This window comes from Rheinheimera sediminis (genome assembly GCF_004005375.1).
Classification (GTDB): Bacteria; Pseudomonadota; Gammaproteobacteria; order Enterobacterales; family Alteromonadaceae; genus Pararheinheimera.
In genome coordinates this window covers 123927-143082 of record NZ_RZUF01000008.1, presented here as the reverse complement: position 1 = coordinate 143082, position 19156 = coordinate 123927, and the positions used below count along the sequence as shown (strand labels likewise).

The window sequence follows — 19156 nt, the reverse complement described above, 5'->3', positions numbered from 1 at the left end:
TTATTTGTTCCCGTCCTGCTGTGCCTGACGATAAATAGTCACAAATTCGGCAAAGGTGCGCGGATAAACAGCAATCTGCATTTGGCTGAACGGGTCAATGCCAAGATCTTCTTCCAATTGGGCTACCAGCATGGCAAAGCCAAGAGAATCAAGACCACTTTGAAGCAGTACTGTATCATCGGTGATATCAGCGATCAGCTTGCAATTGGCAATAGTGGCTACATGAGCCAGAGTAGTACGGATAGTTTGTTCCAGTTTCACGGTATCAATCAGCCCATTAAATAAATTGAATAAGATCGGCGGCAGCACAGATTTGTTTGGGCAATCTCGCCAATACCCGGGTGCGATTTTTCCGCCATTCATCAAGTTCATATCTGAATACGTTAACCACATAAGGTTCATCGTTACGCATTTGCCCCGGTCGATCTGGCAGCGGCTGATAGCCAAAAAATTCATGCATCCTTACGACACTTTGGTTAAAGGATAACACTTCTGCATACAGGCTCAGTTGCCCGCATTGTGCAGCGGCATAATCCAAAGCAGCAATTTCCAGCAATAAACCTGAGCCTGGCCAAACATCGGTTTCACCGAGGTAACAGCCCCATTCGAGCTCCCCCTTGCTGCGCTGGCTAAAGTTTAATACACCTATAGGTCGGTCGTTCTGTTTAAAAACAAAAACTTGTCTGCTTTCATCAGAGTGCAGCTTTTCAAACCAGCTTAGATGTTCTTGCCAACTGATAGGGGCATCATTGTGCATATTGCGCCGAATTTCACTTTGGTTGCGCCAGTGCCATACTCGTTCTAAATCTGCGGCGGTTAAAGAGCTAAAATGGCTTATCGGATAAGTTTTGATGGCAGTCATAAACTTACAAATACTCCCAGCTCATTGCAGTGCCTTTTTTCGCTGATTTTTTGATAGGTTTGCCCAGTAGCATCGGCAGATATTTTGGCTCCAGTCCAAGTCCGGGCCGGATTGAACGCAGGTTTTGCGGAGTGAACATATCACCAGCCTGCATATCTTCGGCTATGTACAGCGAGCGACGGAACTTGCGCGAAGCTTGTTCTTTTTCTGTACCACCATAAGTCACTTTTCCCAGAGCAACAGCAGCGCGTTTGCATTCTTTAACCAAAGCACTAAATTCTTCCGGCTCAAGTGAGAATTCTGCATCGACTCCACCTTCAGCTCGATCCAGAACAAAGTGTTTTTCAATCACTGTAGCGCCCAAAACAACACTTGCCACCGCAACACCAATGCCGGCCGTATGGTCTGACAAACCAACCTGGCAATCAAATAAAGTGGCCAGATGGGGGATGGTCGCCAGATTAGCATCAACCGGATCTGCCGGATAATGGCTGGTGCATTTTAATAAAATTAACTGTTGGCAGCCATTGGCACGCAGAACTGCGACTGATTCTGACAATTCGGTTTGTGTAGCCATGCCTGTTGACATAATGATTGGTTTGCCAGTTTTGGCAACAGCGGCCAGTAGCGCATGGTCACTGTTTTCAAAAGAGGCAATCTTATAACAAGGCACATCCAGCGACTCTAAAAACTCTACCGAAGTTGAATCAAAAGGCGTACTGAAGGCTAACATGCCATGGCTTTTGGCCCGCTCAAATAGAGCTTCATGCCAGTCCCAGGGGGTGTGGGCAATCTGGTACAACTTGTACAAGCTGGTTCCTTGCCAGAGGCTATTTTTATCTTCGATATAAAACTCGCCTGTGTCTATATCCAGCGTCATGGTGTCGGCTGTGTAAGTTTGTAACTTAATAGCCTGAGCACCAGCTGCAGCTGCTGCATCGATCATCGCCAGCGCTTTATCCAGCGACTGGTCATGATTGCCGGACAGCTCAGCAATAATCAAAGGGGGATGAGAAGGACCTACTTTATGCTGGCCTAACTGAATATCCTGAAAAGGTGCTTTGCTCATCTTTATCTTCCTGTACTACTGAGGCCTTACTTCTGGCCCTGAAATTCGCTGTTAAGTCGTTCTACAATAGCAGCACAACCGCCGCCTTGCGGCACCAGTTGTCTGGCATTGTCGGACATCTGCATCAATAGCTCTGGTTGTTCCAACAGCTGTTGCACAGCACTGCTTAGTTGAGCTGCCGTTAAATCCTGCCCTTGCCCGAGATAACCACAGACACCGGCTTCAACCAGGGATAAAGTGCTGGCGATCTGATTTTCCGCCAAAGTCACTACCAATCCGGGCAACGCCAAAGCGCAGCGCTCCCAATGGGTCGACCCTCCGGCACCAATCATTAGAGTGGCTTCACTCATTAATTTTGCCATATGAGGGGTCTGAATAAATAAGTCAAAACGACTATCTTCAGCGCAGAGCTTTTCCAGCTCAACCTTATGTGGATTAGCAAGGCCTATCACTATATCGGCATGAAAGTCTGTTTTCTGAAGCTGCTGTAAGGCTTTAATGGTCAGACTGGTTAAATTTAGCTCGTCAGTGCCTCCATAAAACACTAAAAAGCGCTGGTGATAAGCATTTACAGCACGCTTAATTTGAGCAAATTCAGGTCGCAGCAACACATAAGAGGGGCCTAACCACAGTTGAGCCTCTTTGTTTACTAGCCGATCGTAGCGACTATGCATATCGGGGTAAAGATTTTGATCCAGCAGGTAGTCGCACTGATGTGCTCTGTTGGCCAAATCATCAATCACCAAAAGTTTTAGGTAAAAGCCGGTCATGGCCTGTTCAAAGGTTTTGGACAATCCGTAATGATCAATCACCAGCAGATCAACAGGCTCTTGCAGTTGCTCGCTCAGCTCTGCTGCATCCTGCAGTTCTGTTACACCCAACCAGGCGGCATAACCTGTTGCTTTGCTTTTTGGCGGCTGTTGTAGTGTGATAACGCCAAAACACTGATCCTCCAGCCACTGAATTAAATGACCCGGATGTGCACGACAAGCAAACTGTACTTGCCAGTTCGATTGCTGCAAGGCTTTCGCTAAAGTCAGGCAACGCATCAAATGGCCTGAGCCAATGACTGCCGAAGCGTCAACACGGAACAACGCTTTTCTGTTGACTGTCATGGTTGTCTTAAAAGCAGTTGATGTAATAGCTCAGCGCGACGCCAATCCTCTGCTGTGTCTATATCCTGCACTAAATGCTGTGGCAGCTCATACAAATAAGCGCTTTCTGAAAACACTGGTTTTGCGTCCAGCCAGCTTTGAGTGCGGCCACAATAAAACTGACCGGCATCATGAAAAGTTTCAGGCAAATCCTGAGAGCGTTTTGGGATAGAAGAGGGATCTACCGCCTGGACCCCACCTTGTTCAGTGCGATACAAAGCGCGCTGAATAGGAAAACTAAAACGACAACCAGAGAATACATAGTCTAAAGCAGGATCCTGCTGCAATTGCCGCATGGCATCGTTCAGCATCTGCGATTGCAGCAAAGGAGCAGTTGCATAGATGCAGGCAACTAACTCAGGTTTTAGTTGTTGCTGTAATGCCCAGCTTATGGCGTGGCGAACTACAGCTGAGGTGCCCGTATGATCATCAGATAATTCTGCAGGGCGGATAAATGGCACTGTAGCGCCAAAGCTTTGCGCCACAGCTGCAATTTCAGTATCGTCAGTTGATACCCACACTTCATCAAAAACACCGGACAAAAACGCCGCTTCAATAGACCAGCCAATCATCGGTTTGCCATTAAAGTCTTTAATATTTTTACGGGGTATACGTTTACTACCGCCGCGCGCCGGAATAATGGCTAATCGCATCCGTTACTCCTTACAAGCACTCTGCAAGGCTGTAGCGACCTGCTGTTGCTGCTCGGGCGTTAAATCAGCATAAAGGGGTAAGCTAATGATCCTGCTGTAAAAAGCTTCGGCTTGAGGGAAATCACCCCACTGAAATCCCAGCTGTTGGTAATAAGGCTGGGTATGAATAGGAATATAATGCACATTGACGCCAATACCAGAGCTGCGCAATGCTTCAAACACAGCTAAGCGGCGGTTTTCGTCATGCAACCGAATGATGTACAAATGCCAGGCCGATTGACCTGCCGGGCATTCATCCGGCAGATCCAGGGGTAAGTCTTGCAATAACACCTGATAACGGGCTACAGCGTCCAGACGCTTAGCGATAAAGGTATCCAGTCGGCTCAATTGACTTAAACCTAAAGCTGCCTGCAGCTCAGTCATCCGATAATTCAGTCCAAGCTCTACTTGCTGATAATACCAGGGGCCATGACTGATCTCTGTCATATCGTTTGGGTTACGGGTAATACCGTGGCTGCGAAACAATTGCATACGGGTGACTAAAGTTAGATCTTTGGTCAGAGCCATGCCGCCTTCAGCTGTGGTGATGATTTTTACCGGATGAAAGCTAAAGACCGTGATATCACTAAACTGGCAACTGCCTATTTTTTGTGGTTGTCCGTCTTTTTGCTGCAAGTAAGAGCCACCTATAGAGTGGGAGGCGTCTTCAATAATTCGGATGTCATAAGGTTGGCACAATGTAGCTATCTGCTGCATGGCGCAACTGTGACCGGCCAGATGCACTGCAATAAGTACTTTAGGTAAAGTGTTGTTAGCGGCAGCTTGTTGTAATTTAGCAGCCAGGGCTTTGACTGACATAAGACCTGTATCAGGCTCTACGTCGACAAAATCAACAGTAGCGCCACAATACAAGGCACAGTTCGCTGAGGCGACAAAGCTGATAGGGCTGGTCCAGACTCTGTCGCCTGGTTTCACTTCTAACGCCAGACAAGCGATATGCAAAGCACTGGTTGCGCTATTCACTGCAACTGCGTAAGGCACATTACAATAACTGGCGAGAGCCTGTTCAAAAGCAGGCACAGCAGGGCCTTGGGTCAGAAAATCCGATGTTAATATGTCGACTACAGACTGAATATCAGCATTATCAATCGACTGCCTGCCATAGGGGATCATAGCATTGCATCCCGGTTGAAGCTTGCCAGCTCTGCCGCAGTTAAGAAATGTGGATTTTTATCTGACACATATTCAAAGCCTGGTTGAACCAGTTTACCTTTTTCTTTAAGTGCGTTAATAGTGAAGTCATTGCTTCTGTTAGAAAACTGGATAGAGGGTGCAATCACATAATGGTCATCGTATTCATAAGTATTGTAAGACATATCACCAGGACACATCATTTCATGCAGTTTTTCACCTGGGCGGATGCCGACTTCTTTTATCGGTAAATCCGGTGCTATAGATTTGGCTAAATCAACAATACGGATAGACGGAATTTTTGGCACAAAAATTTCACCACCCAGCATACGTTCGAAGTTTTTTAAGACAAAATCAACGCCTTGCTGCAGGCTGATCCAAAAGCGGGTCATCTCCAGATGAGTCACTGGCATATGGTCACTGCCTTTTTGTTTTAACTGCTCAAAAAAGGGCACGACTGAGCCGCGAGAGCCTACCACATTGCCATAACGTACAACGGAGAAACGAGGTTTACTGCCACCGGATATATTGTTAGCCGCGACAAAGAGTTTGTCAGAAGCGAGTTTAGTGGCGCCATACAGGTTGATAGGGTTTGCAGCTTTGTCTGTCGATAGCGCTATGACTTTTTCAACATTATTTTCAATTGCGGCATTAATCACATGCTCGGCACCATTGATATTGGTCTTAATACACTCCATTGGATTGTATTCAGCGGCTGGCACTTGCTTCAGAGCTGCGGCATGAATGACATAATCCACGCCACGCATAGCGCGAATTAAGCGCTCTTGATCCCGCACATCGCCTATCAAATAACGCATGCAGGGCGCATTGAATTTCTGCTGCATTTCGTACTGTTTCAGCTCATCTCTGGAATAAATGATAATTTTATTGGGTTTGTAACGCTCAAGCAGGGTTTGGGTGTACTTATGGCCAAAAGAGCCAGTACCACCTGTAATAAAAATATTTTTACCGTCAAACATAAGCGCCCCTGATGTGTCATAAAACTGACAGTCATATTGGATCTCTACCCACTGTAACAAACGATAGCATAATTTATTCCACTATTAAAAAATCCTTTTTAAATAGGTGCTTAGCTCTGAGTCTGTCGTAATGGGCGTTGGTGTACAAAAAAAGCACAGCTCAAAGCTTGGGCAATACCGCTATTTTGGGGTAAACTCAGCATATAGCCACTCCATTTTGGATTAGCCTGAGGTAGCAGTATGAAAATCGGTAGCTCATTTGCCAATGAAAACCAGCTGAAATTTAATTCGAATGAATCTGAGAATCTGCTGAAAAAATTAGCCACGGCGCGCAGGATCAATAGCGCTGCAGATGATGCTGCAGGACTTCAGATAGCCAACCGCTTAACTCAAAGCGCTAATGCGTCCGCTCAGGGCACACAAAATGTCTACGATGGTATTTCTCTCGCTACTGTGGCTGATCAAGGCTTGCAGGGAGTAACTGACAACCTGAATGAAATGGGCCGTTTGGCTGTGCAGGCTGGTAACGGTTTGTTAACCGCATCCGATCGTCAGGCGCTGCAGAAGCAAGCTGATGCATATGCCGCCAGTATTCAGGACCAGATTAAAAACACTGAGTTTGCCGGTATTAAGCTGTTTGATCAGGAAGGTGCTATTCCAGTGGGCACAGGCAACGGCAGTATAGGAATTAAAACTCAGGATTTATCCAGCCGTTTGACAGATTCAGGTGCTTTTAGTATTGACTTATCTTCGGCAGAAACTGCTGAAGCCTCATTAAAGTCTATTCAGAGTTCTTCAAAAATAGTGGATAACAACAGAACAGATTTAGGCGCCACTATTAATGCGCTGCAGTCCACAGCACGTAATCTGCAAACTCAGAATGTGAATGAGCAGGAAGCCATCAGCCGTATCCAGGACCTGGATTATGCCAAAGCCGTGACAGAGCAAGTGGCTGCCGGGGTTCGTGAGCAAGCCTCAGTTTCTGTGATAAGCCAGGGACGAATTTCAGAACAACAAGCCTTAAAGCTGTTAGCTTAATTTAAACGCTAATATTTTGACACCAGCGTCAAAATATTAGCGTTTTACCTTGCAACCTCAGACAAGCTTTGTAGAATGATAAAAAAGTATTACAAGTCTGAGTCTTATGACCACCAAGCTCTATATTCTTGACCAGCAGGAACAGCGAACTTCTCGTTTAGCCGCAGTACTGAGTTTTATTTCTGAAGCTCATCAATTGTTAGATTACTACGAGTTGGATCAGCATTTACATGCCGGTTCGAAAGCTGTGATTTTATTAGGAGCCTTGTCCAGTCAGGATCATGATCAGCTGATCCGTCGTTATCCCGCTTGCGCTTTTTTATTGCTAGGGGAAACACTGAAGCATCATTTAGGCTTGGCTAATGTGGTCGGCTTACTGACCGAACCTTTCTCTTATGCTTCATTTACTCAGTTACTGCGCGATTGCCAGGAGTACCAGCGTTTATTACCTGGCCAGAAAGGCCAGTGTGAACAGTCTCGTTTTATTGGTATGGTTGGCCAGACTCAGGCGATGCAGCAAGTTCGCTTTCTTATTCAGCAAGTTGCCAAAACGGATGCCAATGTATTAATTCTGGGCGATTCAGGCACGGGTAAAGAAGTAGTTGCCCGCAATATTCACGTATTATCCAATCGCAGTCAGGGTCCTTTTGTGCCGCTGAATTGTGGTGCTATACCCGCTGAATTGTTAGAAAGCGAATTGTTTGGTCATGAAAAAGGTGCTTTTACCGGAGCTATTTCAACCCGAAAAGGCCGTTTTGAATTGGCGCAGGGCGGTACCCTGTTCCTTGATGAAATTGGTGATATGCCTCTGCCCATGCAGGTGAAGTTATTAAGAGTGCTGCAAGAGCGGATTTACGAACGGGTTGGCGGCAGCCAGCCAATCCGCGCTGATGTTCGCATCATTGCGGCGACGCACAGAGCCTTGGAGCAAATGATTGAAGAGGGGCGTTTTCGAGAGGATTTATTTTATCGTCTGAATGTATTCCCTATTGAAACCCCGGCTCTGCGCGATCGAGCTGATGATTTGCCGTTGCTGGTGCAAGAGCTGATTATCCGCACTGAGCAACAAGGCCATGCCAAAGTGAAATTTACTGAAAGAGCGCTGGAGAGTTTGAAGTTGCACCCTTGGCCAGGTAACGTGCGGGAGCTGGCCAACCTGGTTGAACGTATGGCGATTATGTTTCCGAATCAAGTAGTGGATGTGGCCGAGTTACCACAAAAATACCGTCATCTTGACGTCGAAACCTATGTCCCTGTATATCCGGATGCCTTGCTGGAACGGGACGCCATTAATGAACTCTTTCAAAGCAGTGACGACGAGGAAGACAGTACGGAAGACCAGCGGTTTTCTGTCGAACAGACCATGGATGTTTTACCAGAGCAGGGCCTGGATCTGAAAGACTTTCTGTCTGAATTGGAAATCTCTCTGATCACTCAGGCGTTAGAACGACACGACTATGTGGTTGCCAGAGCGGCAGAAATCCTTTGCCTGCGCCGTACTACTTTGGTAGAAAAGATGCGTAAATACAATTTAATGCGGGATGAAAGCCAAAGCTAATAGTATAACTGTCAAAAAAATGGCCTGCTAAGGCATTGATTTTATTTTGTTTAATTATGTTTTTTGCTTTGGCATGCTTTGTGCATTTGAATGGTTAGTGTCAATTCATTTGCAGAAACGTTATGAGTACAGCCAAAGCCTATGCGTATCCTGCTTCAGAAATGCAGGCGCGAGCTCAGCCCGACCTGGCTGCAGCGACCGCCATTTCTGCAGCCCGTCAGGCCCGTCGTCTGCAGCATTTAGTCAACAACCTGCCTACAGCCATTATAGTGCTGGATGAACGGGGCTATGTCGCTGAGGCGAATCCCATCGCTATTTCTATACTTGGTGAGCCTTTGGTTGGGCAGCGCTGGCTGGACGTGATAGCTCGTTCGTTCCGACCTCGAAGTGATGACGGCATGGAAGTTTCTTTATTAGATGGCAGAAGAGTGAAGTTGGCGATCAGTTCATTGGAACCTGAAGCTGGCCAGTTAATTGTGTTAACTGATCTGACCGAAACCCGCCAGTTGCAAAGCCGATTGGCTCATCTGCAACGCTTATCTACGCTTGGTAAAATGATGGCTTCGCTGGCGCACCAGATCCGTACTCCTTTATCCTCCGCCTTACTTTATGCGCAAAACCTCGCCAGCGCTAAGCTCAATCCTCAGTCTCGGCAGCTGTTTCAGCACAAGCTGGTGGCTCGTCTGGTGGATCTGGAGCAACAGGTAAATGACATGCTGTTATTTGCCCGGGCAGGACGAGAGCAACAAGTAGCAGCTTTGTCTTTACAGCAACTGCTGACCGAGGTTTTCGCTGGTGTTGAAGCATTAGTGGAACAACAGCAAAGCCACATCAGTGTTCAATTGCCTGAACCTGATGTCCAAATTCTGGGCAACACCCGCAGCTTAGCCGGCGCTATTCAGAACTTGATACAGAACAGTATGCAAATCATAGGTCAAGGCGCGGTCTTAAGGCTAGAGGCCCGGCTGCATGATACAAATCCACAGCAAGTGGTTATTGCAGTGGAAGATAACGGTCCAGGTGTACCAGAGCATTTACAGCAGCAAATTTTCGAACCCTTTTTCACCACCCGCAGCCAGGGCACTGGGCTTGGACTTGCCGTGGTACAAGCTGTTGCTCACTCCCACAACGGTTCTATCCGTTATTGCCCCTCAGCTCTGGGAGGAGCCCGTTTTGAATTGTTATTGCCAGTCTATGTGCCTGTGAGTGCAGGTCAGGAGTTAAATGATGCAAACAACTAGTATTTTGGTCGTAGAGGATGATGCAGGCTTACGCGAAGCATTATGTGACACGCTGAGTCTGGCCAATTATCAGGTGGTTCCAGCTCAAAGTGCTGAACAGGCTTTGCAGCTGTTGAAAGAGCATAAAATTTCTTTACTGATCAGTGACGTTCAAATGGGCACTATGTCTGGTTTGGATTTGCTTAAAACGGTAAAACTGAATTATCCGTCTTTGCCCGTACTGATGATGACGGCTTACGCCAATGTTAACGATGCGGTCATTGCCATTCGTCATGGTGCTGCAGACTATCTGGCGAAACCATTTTCTCCCGAAGTGCTGGTCAATATGGTTAGTCGTTACGCCTTAGGTGCAGAAGTCGCGACCGTCGAACCTATAGTGCATTCTGAACAAGGTAAACAGCTGGTAAAACTTGCCGCAAAAGTTGCCCGCTCTGACGCCAATGTGCTGGTGCTGGGCCCCAGTGGTTCAGGTAAAGAAGTATTGGCTCGCTACATTCATCAACAAAGCGGCCGTCCTGACGGTCCTTTTGTAGCTATTAACTGTGCTGCAATTCCGGAAAACATGCTCGAAGCAACCTTGTTTGGTTATGAAAAAGGCGCTTTTACCGGAGCTATACAGGCTTGCCCAGGTAAGTTTGAGCAGGCTCAGCAAGGTACTATTTTGTTAGATGAAATCAGTGAAATGGATTTAAACCTGCAGGCAAAATTACTCAGGGTATTGCAAGAACGCGAAGTAGAACGTTTAGGTGCGCGTAAAGTGATCAAGCTGGACGTACGAGTCATAGCGACCAGCAACAGAGATCTGAAACAGGCTGTAGCTGATGGCAAATTTCGGGAAGATTTATACTACCGGCTGAACGTATTTCCACTGACCTGGACGGCTTTGGCAGAGCGCCCTGCTGATATAGTGCCACTGGCGATGCATTTACTAGAGCGGCATTGCCGCAGTACAGGCATGCCTCTGCCCAGATTAAGTCAGGCTGCGCAGCACAAGCTGATGCAGCATTACTGGCCTGGCAATGTGCGGGAGCTCGACAATATAGTGCAACGGGCTTTGATTATTTGTGATGGCGCTCAGATCAATGCAGCTGATATTCTGCTGGAGTCAGCTCCAACTATGATGGATAGCATAGCGGATAGCTCTTTTGGTTTGACGAGTGAGCAGGATGTTAGTGTTTTTAAATCTGAAATCTATGAGCAAGAGCATCGTATTATTCTGGAAACTATGCGAGCCTGTGCGAACAGCAGAAAAGAAGTGGCTGAGCGTTTGGGTATCAGCGCCAGAACGTTAAGATACAAACTGGCCAGAATGCGCGAGTCCGGTATTCAGTTACCTGCCTAAAAAATTCCAACAAAAATGGGGTCCTATCACATTGTGAACTGTTAACAATGTGATAGGACCCTATCTTCGCTTGTAACATGCTGATTTTATTCTATTTAATTGTGGCACGATCCCTGCTTTATTTTTACTTATCTTAGTAGTAGCAATATTTTGACAGGTCTCAGCAGATGAATATTCAAGGTCATAGTCTCTATCAGGAACTTCAATCCCTGGCTTCACAAGCCCGAAGCGTGTCTACTGAATTGGCCATTCCGGCTATGCCTGAGCAAAATAGTAGCCAATCTGATTTTTCCGCCATGCTCAAAGGCGCGCTTGATAAAGTGAATGGCTTGCAGGGCGAGAGTCGTCAGCTTTCGACAGCTGTTGAAATGGGCGACCCCAAAGTCTCGCTGGCTCAGGCCATGATTGCAGGGCAAAAAGCCTCATTGGCGTTTGAAGCTACAGTGCAGGTGCGCACCAAGTTAGTCGAAGCTTACAAAGAAATCATGTCGATGCCGGTCTAAGGCGGGGGGTTAAAACGTGGCAGAGAGTACCTCAACTGAACTGGCAATTTCATCAGACGATTTTGGCAGCAGCACTCCGGTGCAACAAGAACAGAAATCCGGCTTCCTTGGCTCTATGGGCGGCGGTACCGATATGGTGCGGCAAATCAGTCTGATCGTCGCTTTGACTATTTGTATAGCATTAGCTGTGCTGATTATTTTGTGGGCCCGAGAGCCTGATATGCGTCCTTTAGGGACCTTTGAGACTAAAGAGTTGATCGAAACGCTGGACTATTTAGACAGCCAAAAAGTGGAGTACAAGCTGGAAGGTCAGGTTGTCATGGTCTCTGGTAAAGAATACCAGGACATTAAACTGAGACTGGCCCGCGCCGGCTTACAGCAACAGCAAACCACTGGTGATGAAATTCTGATGCAGGACAGCGGTTTTGGTGTCAGTCAGCGTTTAGAAATGGAGCGGTTAAAGCATAGTCGTGAACAGCAACTAGCCCGCACTATAGAGCAATTTCAAAGCATAGCTTCAGCCCGGGTATTACTTGCTATTCCGAAAGAGAACATTTTTGCCCGCCGTGAAAAACAACCCTCAGCAACCGTCATGGTCACGGTTCGGGGTGGTAAAAGCTTAAAAGAGGGAGAAGTTGATTCTATTGTTGATTTAGTCGCCTCTGCGGTACAGGGGCTTGAGCCAAGCCGCGTTACTGTTACTGATCAAAATGGTCGTTTACTCAATAGCGGCTCACAAGATGCCTCTTCGGCGCGCAGCCGCAAAGAATATGAGATGGAGCGTGCTCGCGAAGAAGAGTATCGTCAGAAAATTGACTCAATTTTGATGCCGGTGCTGGGCGTCGACAACTACACAGCTCAGGTCGACTTGCTGATGGATTTCACTGCCGTTGAGCAAACGCAGAAACGTTTTAACCCCGATTTACCAGCAGTGCGCAGCGAAATGAGCATTGAAGAAAACAGTGTAGGCGGTGGACTAGGAGGTATACCTGGAGCCTTGACCAATCAGCCGCCATTAAACAGCGCTATTCCAGAGCAAGCTGTCGGAGCTGACGCTGGCAAAGCCGTAGTACCAGGTCGTAATACCAAAGAAATGACCCGTAACTATGAGTTAGATACAACCATAAGCCATTCGACGCAGCAATCTGGTGTGATTCGCAGGATCAGTGTCTCTGTGGCTGTAGATTATTTACCTGGCTCTACTGCTGCTGATGGTACTGTGACTGAACCTCAGGTCCGCTCTCAGGCTGAACTTGCTAATATCCGGCGGTTATTGCAAGGTGGTATTGGTTTTGATGTACAAAGGGGCGATACTATAGAAGTAGTGTCTGTGCCTTTCGCCCGCAGTATATTAGCTGAAGCAGTCGAGCCGCCTATTTACGAGCAGGAATGGTTTGCCCGTATGCTGAAGCTGGTGATGGGTACCTTGATAATCATAGTGCTGATATTGGCTGTGGTTCGCCCTATGCTGAAGAAACTGATTTACCCAGAAGATACGCAGGAAGCCTATGATGAGTCGTCATTAAGCAGTGGCCTGGATTTGGGTGATGATACTCTGGATATGTTAACCCGTGAGTTTGATTCAAAATCTGTTGGTTTTGCTGCAGATGGTACCCTGATGCTACCAGACTTACATGGTGATGAAGACCTGTTAAAAGCGGTTCGTGCCCTGGTGGCCAACGAGCCAGAATTGTCCTCACTGGTCGTTAAAAATTGGTTAGCCGAAGATGAGTAATGTTGAAACCACCAAGCCGAGCTTTGACGTAACCAAATTAGATGGCGTGGAGAAAGCCGCCATCCTGTTGTTGAGTTTGTCAGAGGAGGATGCAGCACAGATCTTAAAACACCTTGAGCCCAAGCAAGTGCAAAAGGTGGGGATGGCGATGGCGCAGATTGATGATCTGAACCAGGCAAAAATCTCAGCTGTGCATCGGCTTTTTATTGAACAAATTCAGAATTTCAGCACCATAGGTTTCCAGAGCGAGGACTTTATCCGCCGGGCTCTGACCGCTGCTTTGGGTGAAGAAAAAGCCTCTAACTTAATTGATCAGATTATTTTGGGTGGTGGCGCCAAAGGTTTGGATTCACTGAAATGGATGGACTCGAAACAGGTGGCGAACATTATCCGTAATGAACACCCGCAGATCCAAACTATTGTATTGTCGTACTTAGAGCCAGAGCAATCGGCCGAAATTTTGTCGCAGTTCCCGGAAAAAGTGCGCCTGGATTTAACTATGCGTATTGCCAATCTGGAAGAGGTACAACCTGCCGCTTTGCAAGAATTAAACGAAATCATGGAGAAACAGTTTGCGGGTCAAGCTGGTGCTCAGGCTGCCAAAATGGGTGGCTTAAAAGCAGCTGCCGATATCATGAACTACCTCGACACTAATGTTGAAGGGCAGTTGATGGATTCTATTCGTGAACATGACGAAGAAATGGCGCAACAAATTCAGGATCTGATGTTTGTCTTTGAAAACCTGATAGACGTTGACGACAGAGCTATCCAAGCCATTCTGCGTGAAGTGCAGCAGGACGCGCTGATGAAAGCACTCAAAGGTGCAGACGCCGACTTAAAAGAAAAAATCCTGAAAAATATGTCCAAACGTGCGGCTGAATTATTGAATGATGATTTGGAAGCCATGGGACCTGTTCGTGTCAGCGAAGTGGAAGCTGCGCAAAAAGATATACTGTCAGTTGCCCGCCGTTTGGCTGATGCGGGTGAAATTATGCTCGGTGGTGGTGGTGGTGAAGACTTCCTGTAACAGGATTGTGGAGTAACGTTGTATGACCATGGATCCTTTTCTAACCAAACGACCTTTTGCGCCAACAGATGAGTTGCTTGAAATACTCAAACGTTGGCCCAGTCCTGAGCTGAGCTCAGATAAAAAAGTGCAAGCTGGTAAAACCAATGCGCTGAACAAAACACTGCCTGCAAAATCGACGGTTTCTGTAGCTACACCAGAGGATACTGAACTTGAGATCAAACCTTTAACCGCAGAGGACATTGAACAAATACGCCAGGCCGCGTTCGATGAGGGGTTTGCTCATGGAAAAGAAGAAGGTTTCTCTAAAGGCTACGAAGAAGGCCGCGAACAAGGCAGTACTGATGGTTTAACTCAAGGTCAGGCGGAAGGTAAAAAACTGGGTTTAGAACAAGCCTCTGAAGAAATAGAACAGAAAAAACAGGAGCTCGCCGCTTTACTTGATCAATTGCAGCAGCCTTTGGCGCAAATTAACCAACAGGTAGAGCAACAACTATTGCAACTTTGTCTGGCAATGGCAGAAGCTGTGATTGCGGTAGAGGTGAAAACCAATCCTCAAGTGATTTTAAAAACACTCTCTGATGCGACTTCGGTGTTACCTATGCAAGCCGAGCAGGTTCTCATTAAGCTGCATCCGGAGGACATAGCCGTTATAGAGCAACATTACAGTGCTGAACAATTGACGCAGCAGCAGTGGCAATTGCGGCCGGACCCCAGTATTGAACGAGGTGGCTGTTTGTTGGAAACCCCCTTGTCGTCGATGGATAGAAGCATAAAACATAGATTACAAAGCAGTCTGGAGCACTTCTTGCATACTGCCGAATAAGAGTAAGCCTTGCTTGGTAGCGGGCTTTGGTTTCGGAGTTTTAGCCTTATGTCATCGTCACAGTTAGCCGCCAATTTGAAACAGCAGCTGCAACATATCCAAAAAAGCAGACCTAATCTGGCTGGGCGCCTGGTGCGTGTGGTGGGTTTAACGCTGGAAGCGACAGGCTGTACTGCGGCCATAGGTCAGACATGTCATGTAGAAACTGCATCTGGCAAGTTGTTTGCTGAAGTGGTCGGCTTTGCCAACGACCGTATTTTTCTGATGCCCAAAGACGATGTATCAGGCGTGGTGCCAGGTGCCAAAGTAACGCCTTTGTCTGATTTTAAAGGTGTTCCTTTAACCATGGCATTACTCGGCCGGGTGATTGACGGAGCTGGTAAACCTCTGGATGGCAAAGGTCCTATTTTAAGTCAGGAATTTGGCGGTGCGAAAAAGCCTCCTATTAATCCTCTGCAACGCCAGCCTATTCATGCGCCACTTGATGTCGGTGTGCGTGCGATCAATAGTATTATTACAGTCGGCAAAGGCCAGCGTATGGGCTTGTTTGCGGGTTCCGGCGTGGGTAAATCTGTCCTCTTAGGCATGATGACGAGGGGCACGGCAGCGGATGTTATTGTCGTCGGGCTGGTTGGTGAGCGTGGCCGTGAGGTGAAAGAGTTTATTGATGAAATTCTGGGAGAAGAAGGCCGTAAACGTTCAGTTGTAGTGGCAGCTCCGGCTGATGTATCGCCTTTGATGCGGTTAAAAGGCTGCGAAACTGCGGTGCAAGTTGCGGAATATTTCCGTGAGCAAGGTTTGGATGTATTACTGCTGCTTGATTCAATTACCCGATATGCACAAGCACAGCGGGAAATTGCTTTGGCAGTGGGTGAACCTCCTGCCACCAAAGGCTATCCACCTTCAGTTTTTGCCAAACTACCTGCGTTAGTTGAACGAGCTGGCAACGGCGCTGTTGGGCAGGGCTCGATCACTGCGTTTTATACTGTACTGTCTGAAGGTGATGACTTACAGGACCCGATAGCAGACGCTTCGCGCGCTATTTTAGATGGCCATATAGTGTTATCACGTCAATTAGCCGACAGTGGTCATTTTCCTGCCATAGATATTGAAAAGTCCATTAGTCGGGTTATGCCTGCAGTAACCAGCATGGCGCATCAAAAGCTGGCGAGGGCGGTGAAACAACTCTACGCCGCTTATCAGCAAAGCAAAGATCTAATCTCTATAGGCGCTTATGTGAAAGGTGCCGATCCGCAGTTAGATGCTGCTGTCACTCTGATGCCAAAAATCCGTGGTTTTTTGCAACAAGAGATGAAGGATGTTGTGCCTTACGACGAAAGTCTGACGCAATTAGATAAACTCTTACCAGCGACTATGGGGCGTTAAGTTATGGCTTTAGCACAGCTTCAGTTGTTGGTGAAAGTCCAGCAGGAAAAAGAGGATAAGTTACAGGCACAATACAGAGCTGCCGTGCAAAACTACCAATCCATGCAACAAAAATATCAGGGATTGGCAGATTACCGTGTGGAGTATGTGCAACAAACCCAAAGTCGTGGGCAGGAAGGCATGGCCAGCCGTAACTTTAATCAGTATTTGAATTTTATCGGTAAGCTCGATGCGGCCTTAACAGCGCAGCAGCAATATGTGCAACAAGCCAAAGCTACTGCTGAACAACGCCTGTCGCAGCTGCTGGCTATGCAGAAAAAACGCAAGGCACTCGAAATCCTGATTGAACGGGACCTCACTGAAATACAACACAAAGCGGACAGGCAAGAGCAAAAAATGCTGGATGAAATTGCTACTCAACAATTTTTCCGCAGAGTTAGTTAAGTGTGGCTCGTATTTTGTATGTCTTATCCATTATCTGCTTGGCGACAGCATCAGCTTCGTTGTTGATGGCAGGCATAAACAAATAATCGCAGCATCAGGCTGCCAGGTTGCGGATCGGAGTAACAGATGGCTGAATTATTATCAATGACAAGGCTCAGCTCTGAGCCAGCCCCGGCAGCAAAATCACAAGCTACCTTGTCTAACGGGGGATCAACCGAACAGGAGCAAAGTTTTGCTGCTACTTTAGCTGCCGAAGTGAATGGTAAAGCGCCAGATCGATCTGCAAAGAACCCGGCTAACCCCCGGCAGAATACTGCCTCTGATGCCGCGGAACTCAAAAAGTCTGCCGAAAACAAGCATCAGGTGGGGACTGAGCCACCAAGTGATGCAACCTCAATAACAGTAACGCTTCCAACAGAGTCTGATGAAGAGAAGGTGCGGTTACTTGTTGATACGGAAGAAGAGCCTCAGTCGGAAGAGGCAGCCGAAGCCGGCCAATCTCATTGGTTTCAGTTGTTGGAAAAAGCAAAAGGTTTACACGATCGTTTAGTTAAGGCTGAAAAAGCAAAGGCTGATACCAGGCTGGATCCCGAAGCCCGGGTGGATAAACCAGGCCCTGGTCAGGGTTCTGAGCAGGACAAACTTTTGACAGCCACAGCAGTAACAGAGGCTGATATTGTAGCGACGTCGGTACAGAGGAAAGACGAACAGGGCGCTCAGGGGGCTCTAAAGTTAACTGGAGTAACGCTGGATGAACAAAACGCTGAACAGCTCAGTTCCACTATGAAGCAGACGATAGTGCCTAAAAGCCTGACCACAGGCGCTCAGGGAGAAGCTTCTGCTGCCCCAGCAAAATCTCTGCTGGGGGTAAATAAAGAGACTGCAGCGGATCAACAGAAAGTGACGGAACTTCTTGAAAAGCTATCTGGAAAAACACAACAAGAATCAGCAATAAATCAGTCAGCAACCTCTGCAGAAGCGAAAGAGACTGCAGATATCAGCCTGAGTAAAACTTTTAAAGAGTCTGCTCACGATCAGAGCCAAACATCAGCATCGAATGACAAAACATTAAAAGGAGTGAGGGTTGCTGAGAACGTAGATAGGGATACAGCACCGATAGAAACATCGCCGCTGGTCGCTGCGAATAAAACTCAGCTTCAGGTCGAGCAGTCAACTTTAGCTAAAGTGCTTACTGGCACTTTGAATCAAACCGAGCAGCCATTGGATGCAGAACCTGATACAGAGCGAGCAGATACAGAGCGGGAAAGTATAGCTGCTGTTTTTGCTACTGAACCTAAGACCATAACTCAGACGCAAAGCGCTGCAGCTGTTGCGGTTCAGCCCTCTAAAACTTCAGACTCCAAACTGACCACTGAGGAGGCCTTAAAGCAAATTCAGGCGGCGTCGACGCCGGAAGACTCTGAACAGGGATCTGCGGCTTCATCTGATGGTTCAGAGCAACAGAATAAAGCGGAAAGCTTACGCAGTGGCATTGAACAGCAAAAAGGTAACAGTCTTGCCGTGACAGAGGCCTCTTCATTCAGCAACCAGTTGAAATCCAGTCTCGAAAAAACTCAGTCTGCTCTTCCTGTGACGGGGCGTGAACCTATTGCGGAGCAGAACCAAAAGCAAATAGATGTGCTTGGACAAAAATTGAGTTTACTGCAGCCTGAAGCGTCAAATCAGCTGAAAGAAAAAATGCTGATGATGGTAAAAGACAAAGTGCATACTGCTGAAATCCGTCTCGATCCCTCTGAATTAGGCTCGATGCAAATTAAAATAAATCTGCAGCAGGATCAAATGTCAGTGCAATTTATGGTGCAACAAGGCAATGCCAAAGAGTTGATGGAACAACAAATGCCAAAACTAAAGGAATTGTTACAGCAGCAAGGTATTGAACTTAGCCAGGGATCGGTACAACAGCAAAACCAGTCTTCTTCGGGTCAGGGCGGTGGTCGAAGCGCTGCGGGTGGCGGTGGAGCTGCTAATGGCGTTGCAGATGAACTGATTGCCCCAGCACCTGTTGCGACAACAAATTCGGATCGGGTGGTGGATTATTACGCTTGATTGGTCCGAATACAAAGGCTATTGCCAAAGTCTCAGAGACTAAGTTTTGGTGGATAAATATACAGATTTATTAGCGAAGG

At 47.2% G+C, this 19156-nt stretch carries 18 protein-coding genes; 11 read left to right on the top strand and 7 right to left on the bottom strand.

Features of this window, described 5'->3' with window-relative positions:
* The 7 genes from EMM73_RS07230 to pseB are packed head-to-tail and all read right to left on the bottom strand — an operon-like array spanning position 1 to position 5909.
* Complete coding sequence (locus tag EMM73_RS07230) at positions 1-261, bottom strand: acyl carrier protein (protein WP_127685771.1); 261 nt, start codon at positions 259-261, stop codon at positions 1-3.
* A gap of 16 nt (positions 262-277) precedes the next feature.
* A complete protein-coding gene (gene pseH / locus EMM73_RS07225) occupies positions 278-862 on the bottom strand; it encodes a UDP-4-amino-4,6-dideoxy-N-acetyl-beta-L-altrosamine N-acetyltransferase (protein ID WP_127685770.1) in 585 nt (194 codons plus the stop codon).
* Positions 863-866: 4 nt separating this feature from the next.
* Positions 867-1931, bottom strand: coding sequence for a pseudaminic acid synthase (pseI, locus tag EMM73_RS07220; RefSeq protein ID WP_127685769.1), 1065 nt, complete (start codon positions 1929-1931; stop codon positions 867-869).
* Between the two features lie 26 nt (positions 1932-1957).
* Positions 1958-3046 (bottom strand): UDP-2,4-diacetamido-2,4,6-trideoxy-beta-L-altropyranose hydrolase, encoded by a 1089-nt coding sequence (pseG, locus tag EMM73_RS07215; protein ID WP_127685768.1) that lies wholly within the window; start codon positions 3044-3046, stop codon positions 1958-1960.
* A complete protein-coding gene (pseF, locus tag EMM73_RS07210) occupies positions 3043-3738 on the bottom strand; it encodes a pseudaminic acid cytidylyltransferase (RefSeq protein ID WP_127685767.1) in 696 nt (231 codons plus the stop codon). Before pseF ends, pseG begins: the two co-directional genes overlap by 4 nt.
* 3 nt (positions 3739-3741) lie before the next feature.
* On the bottom strand, positions 3742-4911 hold the full coding sequence (pseC, locus tag EMM73_RS07205) for a UDP-4-amino-4,6-dideoxy-N-acetyl-beta-L-altrosamine transaminase (protein ID WP_127685766.1): 1170 nt from the start codon (positions 4909-4911) through the stop codon (positions 3742-3744).
* Positions 4908-5909, bottom strand: coding sequence for a UDP-N-acetylglucosamine 4,6-dehydratase (inverting) (pseB, locus tag EMM73_RS07200; protein WP_127685765.1), 1002 nt, complete (start codon positions 5907-5909; stop codon positions 4908-4910). Before pseB ends, pseC begins: the two co-directional genes overlap by 4 nt.
* Before the next feature lie 240 nt (positions 5910-6149).
* On the opposite strand from pseB, the gene EMM73_RS07195 reads away from it, so the two are divergent.
* The 11 genes from EMM73_RS07195 (at position 6150) to EMM73_RS07145 (ending at position 19076) form a co-directional block, all read left to right on the top strand.
* Complete coding sequence (locus EMM73_RS07195; RefSeq protein ID WP_127685764.1) at positions 6150-6947, top strand: flagellin; 798 nt, start codon at positions 6150-6152, stop codon at positions 6945-6947.
* A 106-nt stretch (positions 6948-7053) separates the two neighbouring features.
* Positions 7054-8505 (top strand): sigma-54 dependent transcriptional regulator, encoded by a 1452-nt coding sequence (locus tag EMM73_RS07190; RefSeq protein ID WP_127685763.1) that lies wholly within the window; start codon positions 7054-7056, stop codon positions 8503-8505.
* Between the two features lie 122 nt (positions 8506-8627).
* Positions 8628-9746 (top strand): sensor histidine kinase, encoded by a 1119-nt coding sequence (locus tag EMM73_RS07185; RefSeq protein ID WP_127685762.1) that lies wholly within the window; start codon positions 8628-8630, stop codon positions 9744-9746.
* The gene (locus EMM73_RS07180; RefSeq protein ID WP_127685804.1) at positions 9733-11088 is read left to right on the top strand and encodes a sigma-54-dependent transcriptional regulator; all 1356 of its coding nucleotides are present in this window, start codon (positions 9733-9735) and stop codon (positions 11086-11088) included. Before EMM73_RS07185 ends, EMM73_RS07180 begins: the two co-directional genes overlap by 14 nt.
* Before the next feature lie 167 nt (positions 11089-11255).
* Positions 11256-11591, top strand: a complete 336-nt coding sequence (gene fliE / locus EMM73_RS07175) for a flagellar hook-basal body complex protein FliE (RefSeq protein WP_127685761.1) — start codon at positions 11256-11258, stop codon at positions 11589-11591.
* A 16-nt stretch (positions 11592-11607) separates the two neighbouring features.
* Positions 11608-13326, top strand: coding sequence for a flagellar basal-body MS-ring/collar protein FliF (fliF, locus tag EMM73_RS07170; protein WP_127685760.1), 1719 nt, complete (start codon positions 11608-11610; stop codon positions 13324-13326).
* Positions 13319-14353, top strand: a complete 1035-nt coding sequence (gene fliG / locus EMM73_RS07165) for a flagellar motor switch protein FliG (protein ID WP_127685759.1) — start codon at positions 13319-13321, stop codon at positions 14351-14353. The genes fliF and fliG overlap by 8 nt, the downstream gene beginning before the upstream one ends.
* Before the next feature lie 22 nt (positions 14354-14375).
* Entirely contained in the window at positions 14376-15179 is an 804-nt protein-coding gene (fliH, locus tag EMM73_RS07160) for a flagellar assembly protein FliH (protein WP_127685758.1), read from the top strand.
* Positions 15180-15227: 48 nt separating this feature from the next.
* Positions 15228-16565 carry a flagellar protein export ATPase FliI gene (fliI, locus tag EMM73_RS07155; RefSeq protein ID WP_127685757.1) on the top strand — a complete coding sequence of 446 codons (1338 nt, stop codon included), beginning with the start codon at positions 15228-15230 and terminating at the stop codon, positions 16563-16565.
* A 3-nt stretch (positions 16566-16568) separates the two neighbouring features.
* Positions 16569-17009, top strand: a complete 441-nt coding sequence (gene fliJ / locus EMM73_RS07150; protein ID WP_127685756.1) for a flagellar export protein FliJ — start codon at positions 16569-16571, stop codon at positions 17007-17009.
* 126 nt (positions 17010-17135) lie between these two features.
* Positions 17136-19076 (top strand): flagellar hook-length control protein FliK, encoded by a 1941-nt coding sequence (locus tag EMM73_RS07145; RefSeq protein ID WP_127685755.1) that lies wholly within the window; start codon positions 17136-17138, stop codon positions 19074-19076.
* Positions 19077-19156: the final 80 nt, after the last annotated feature.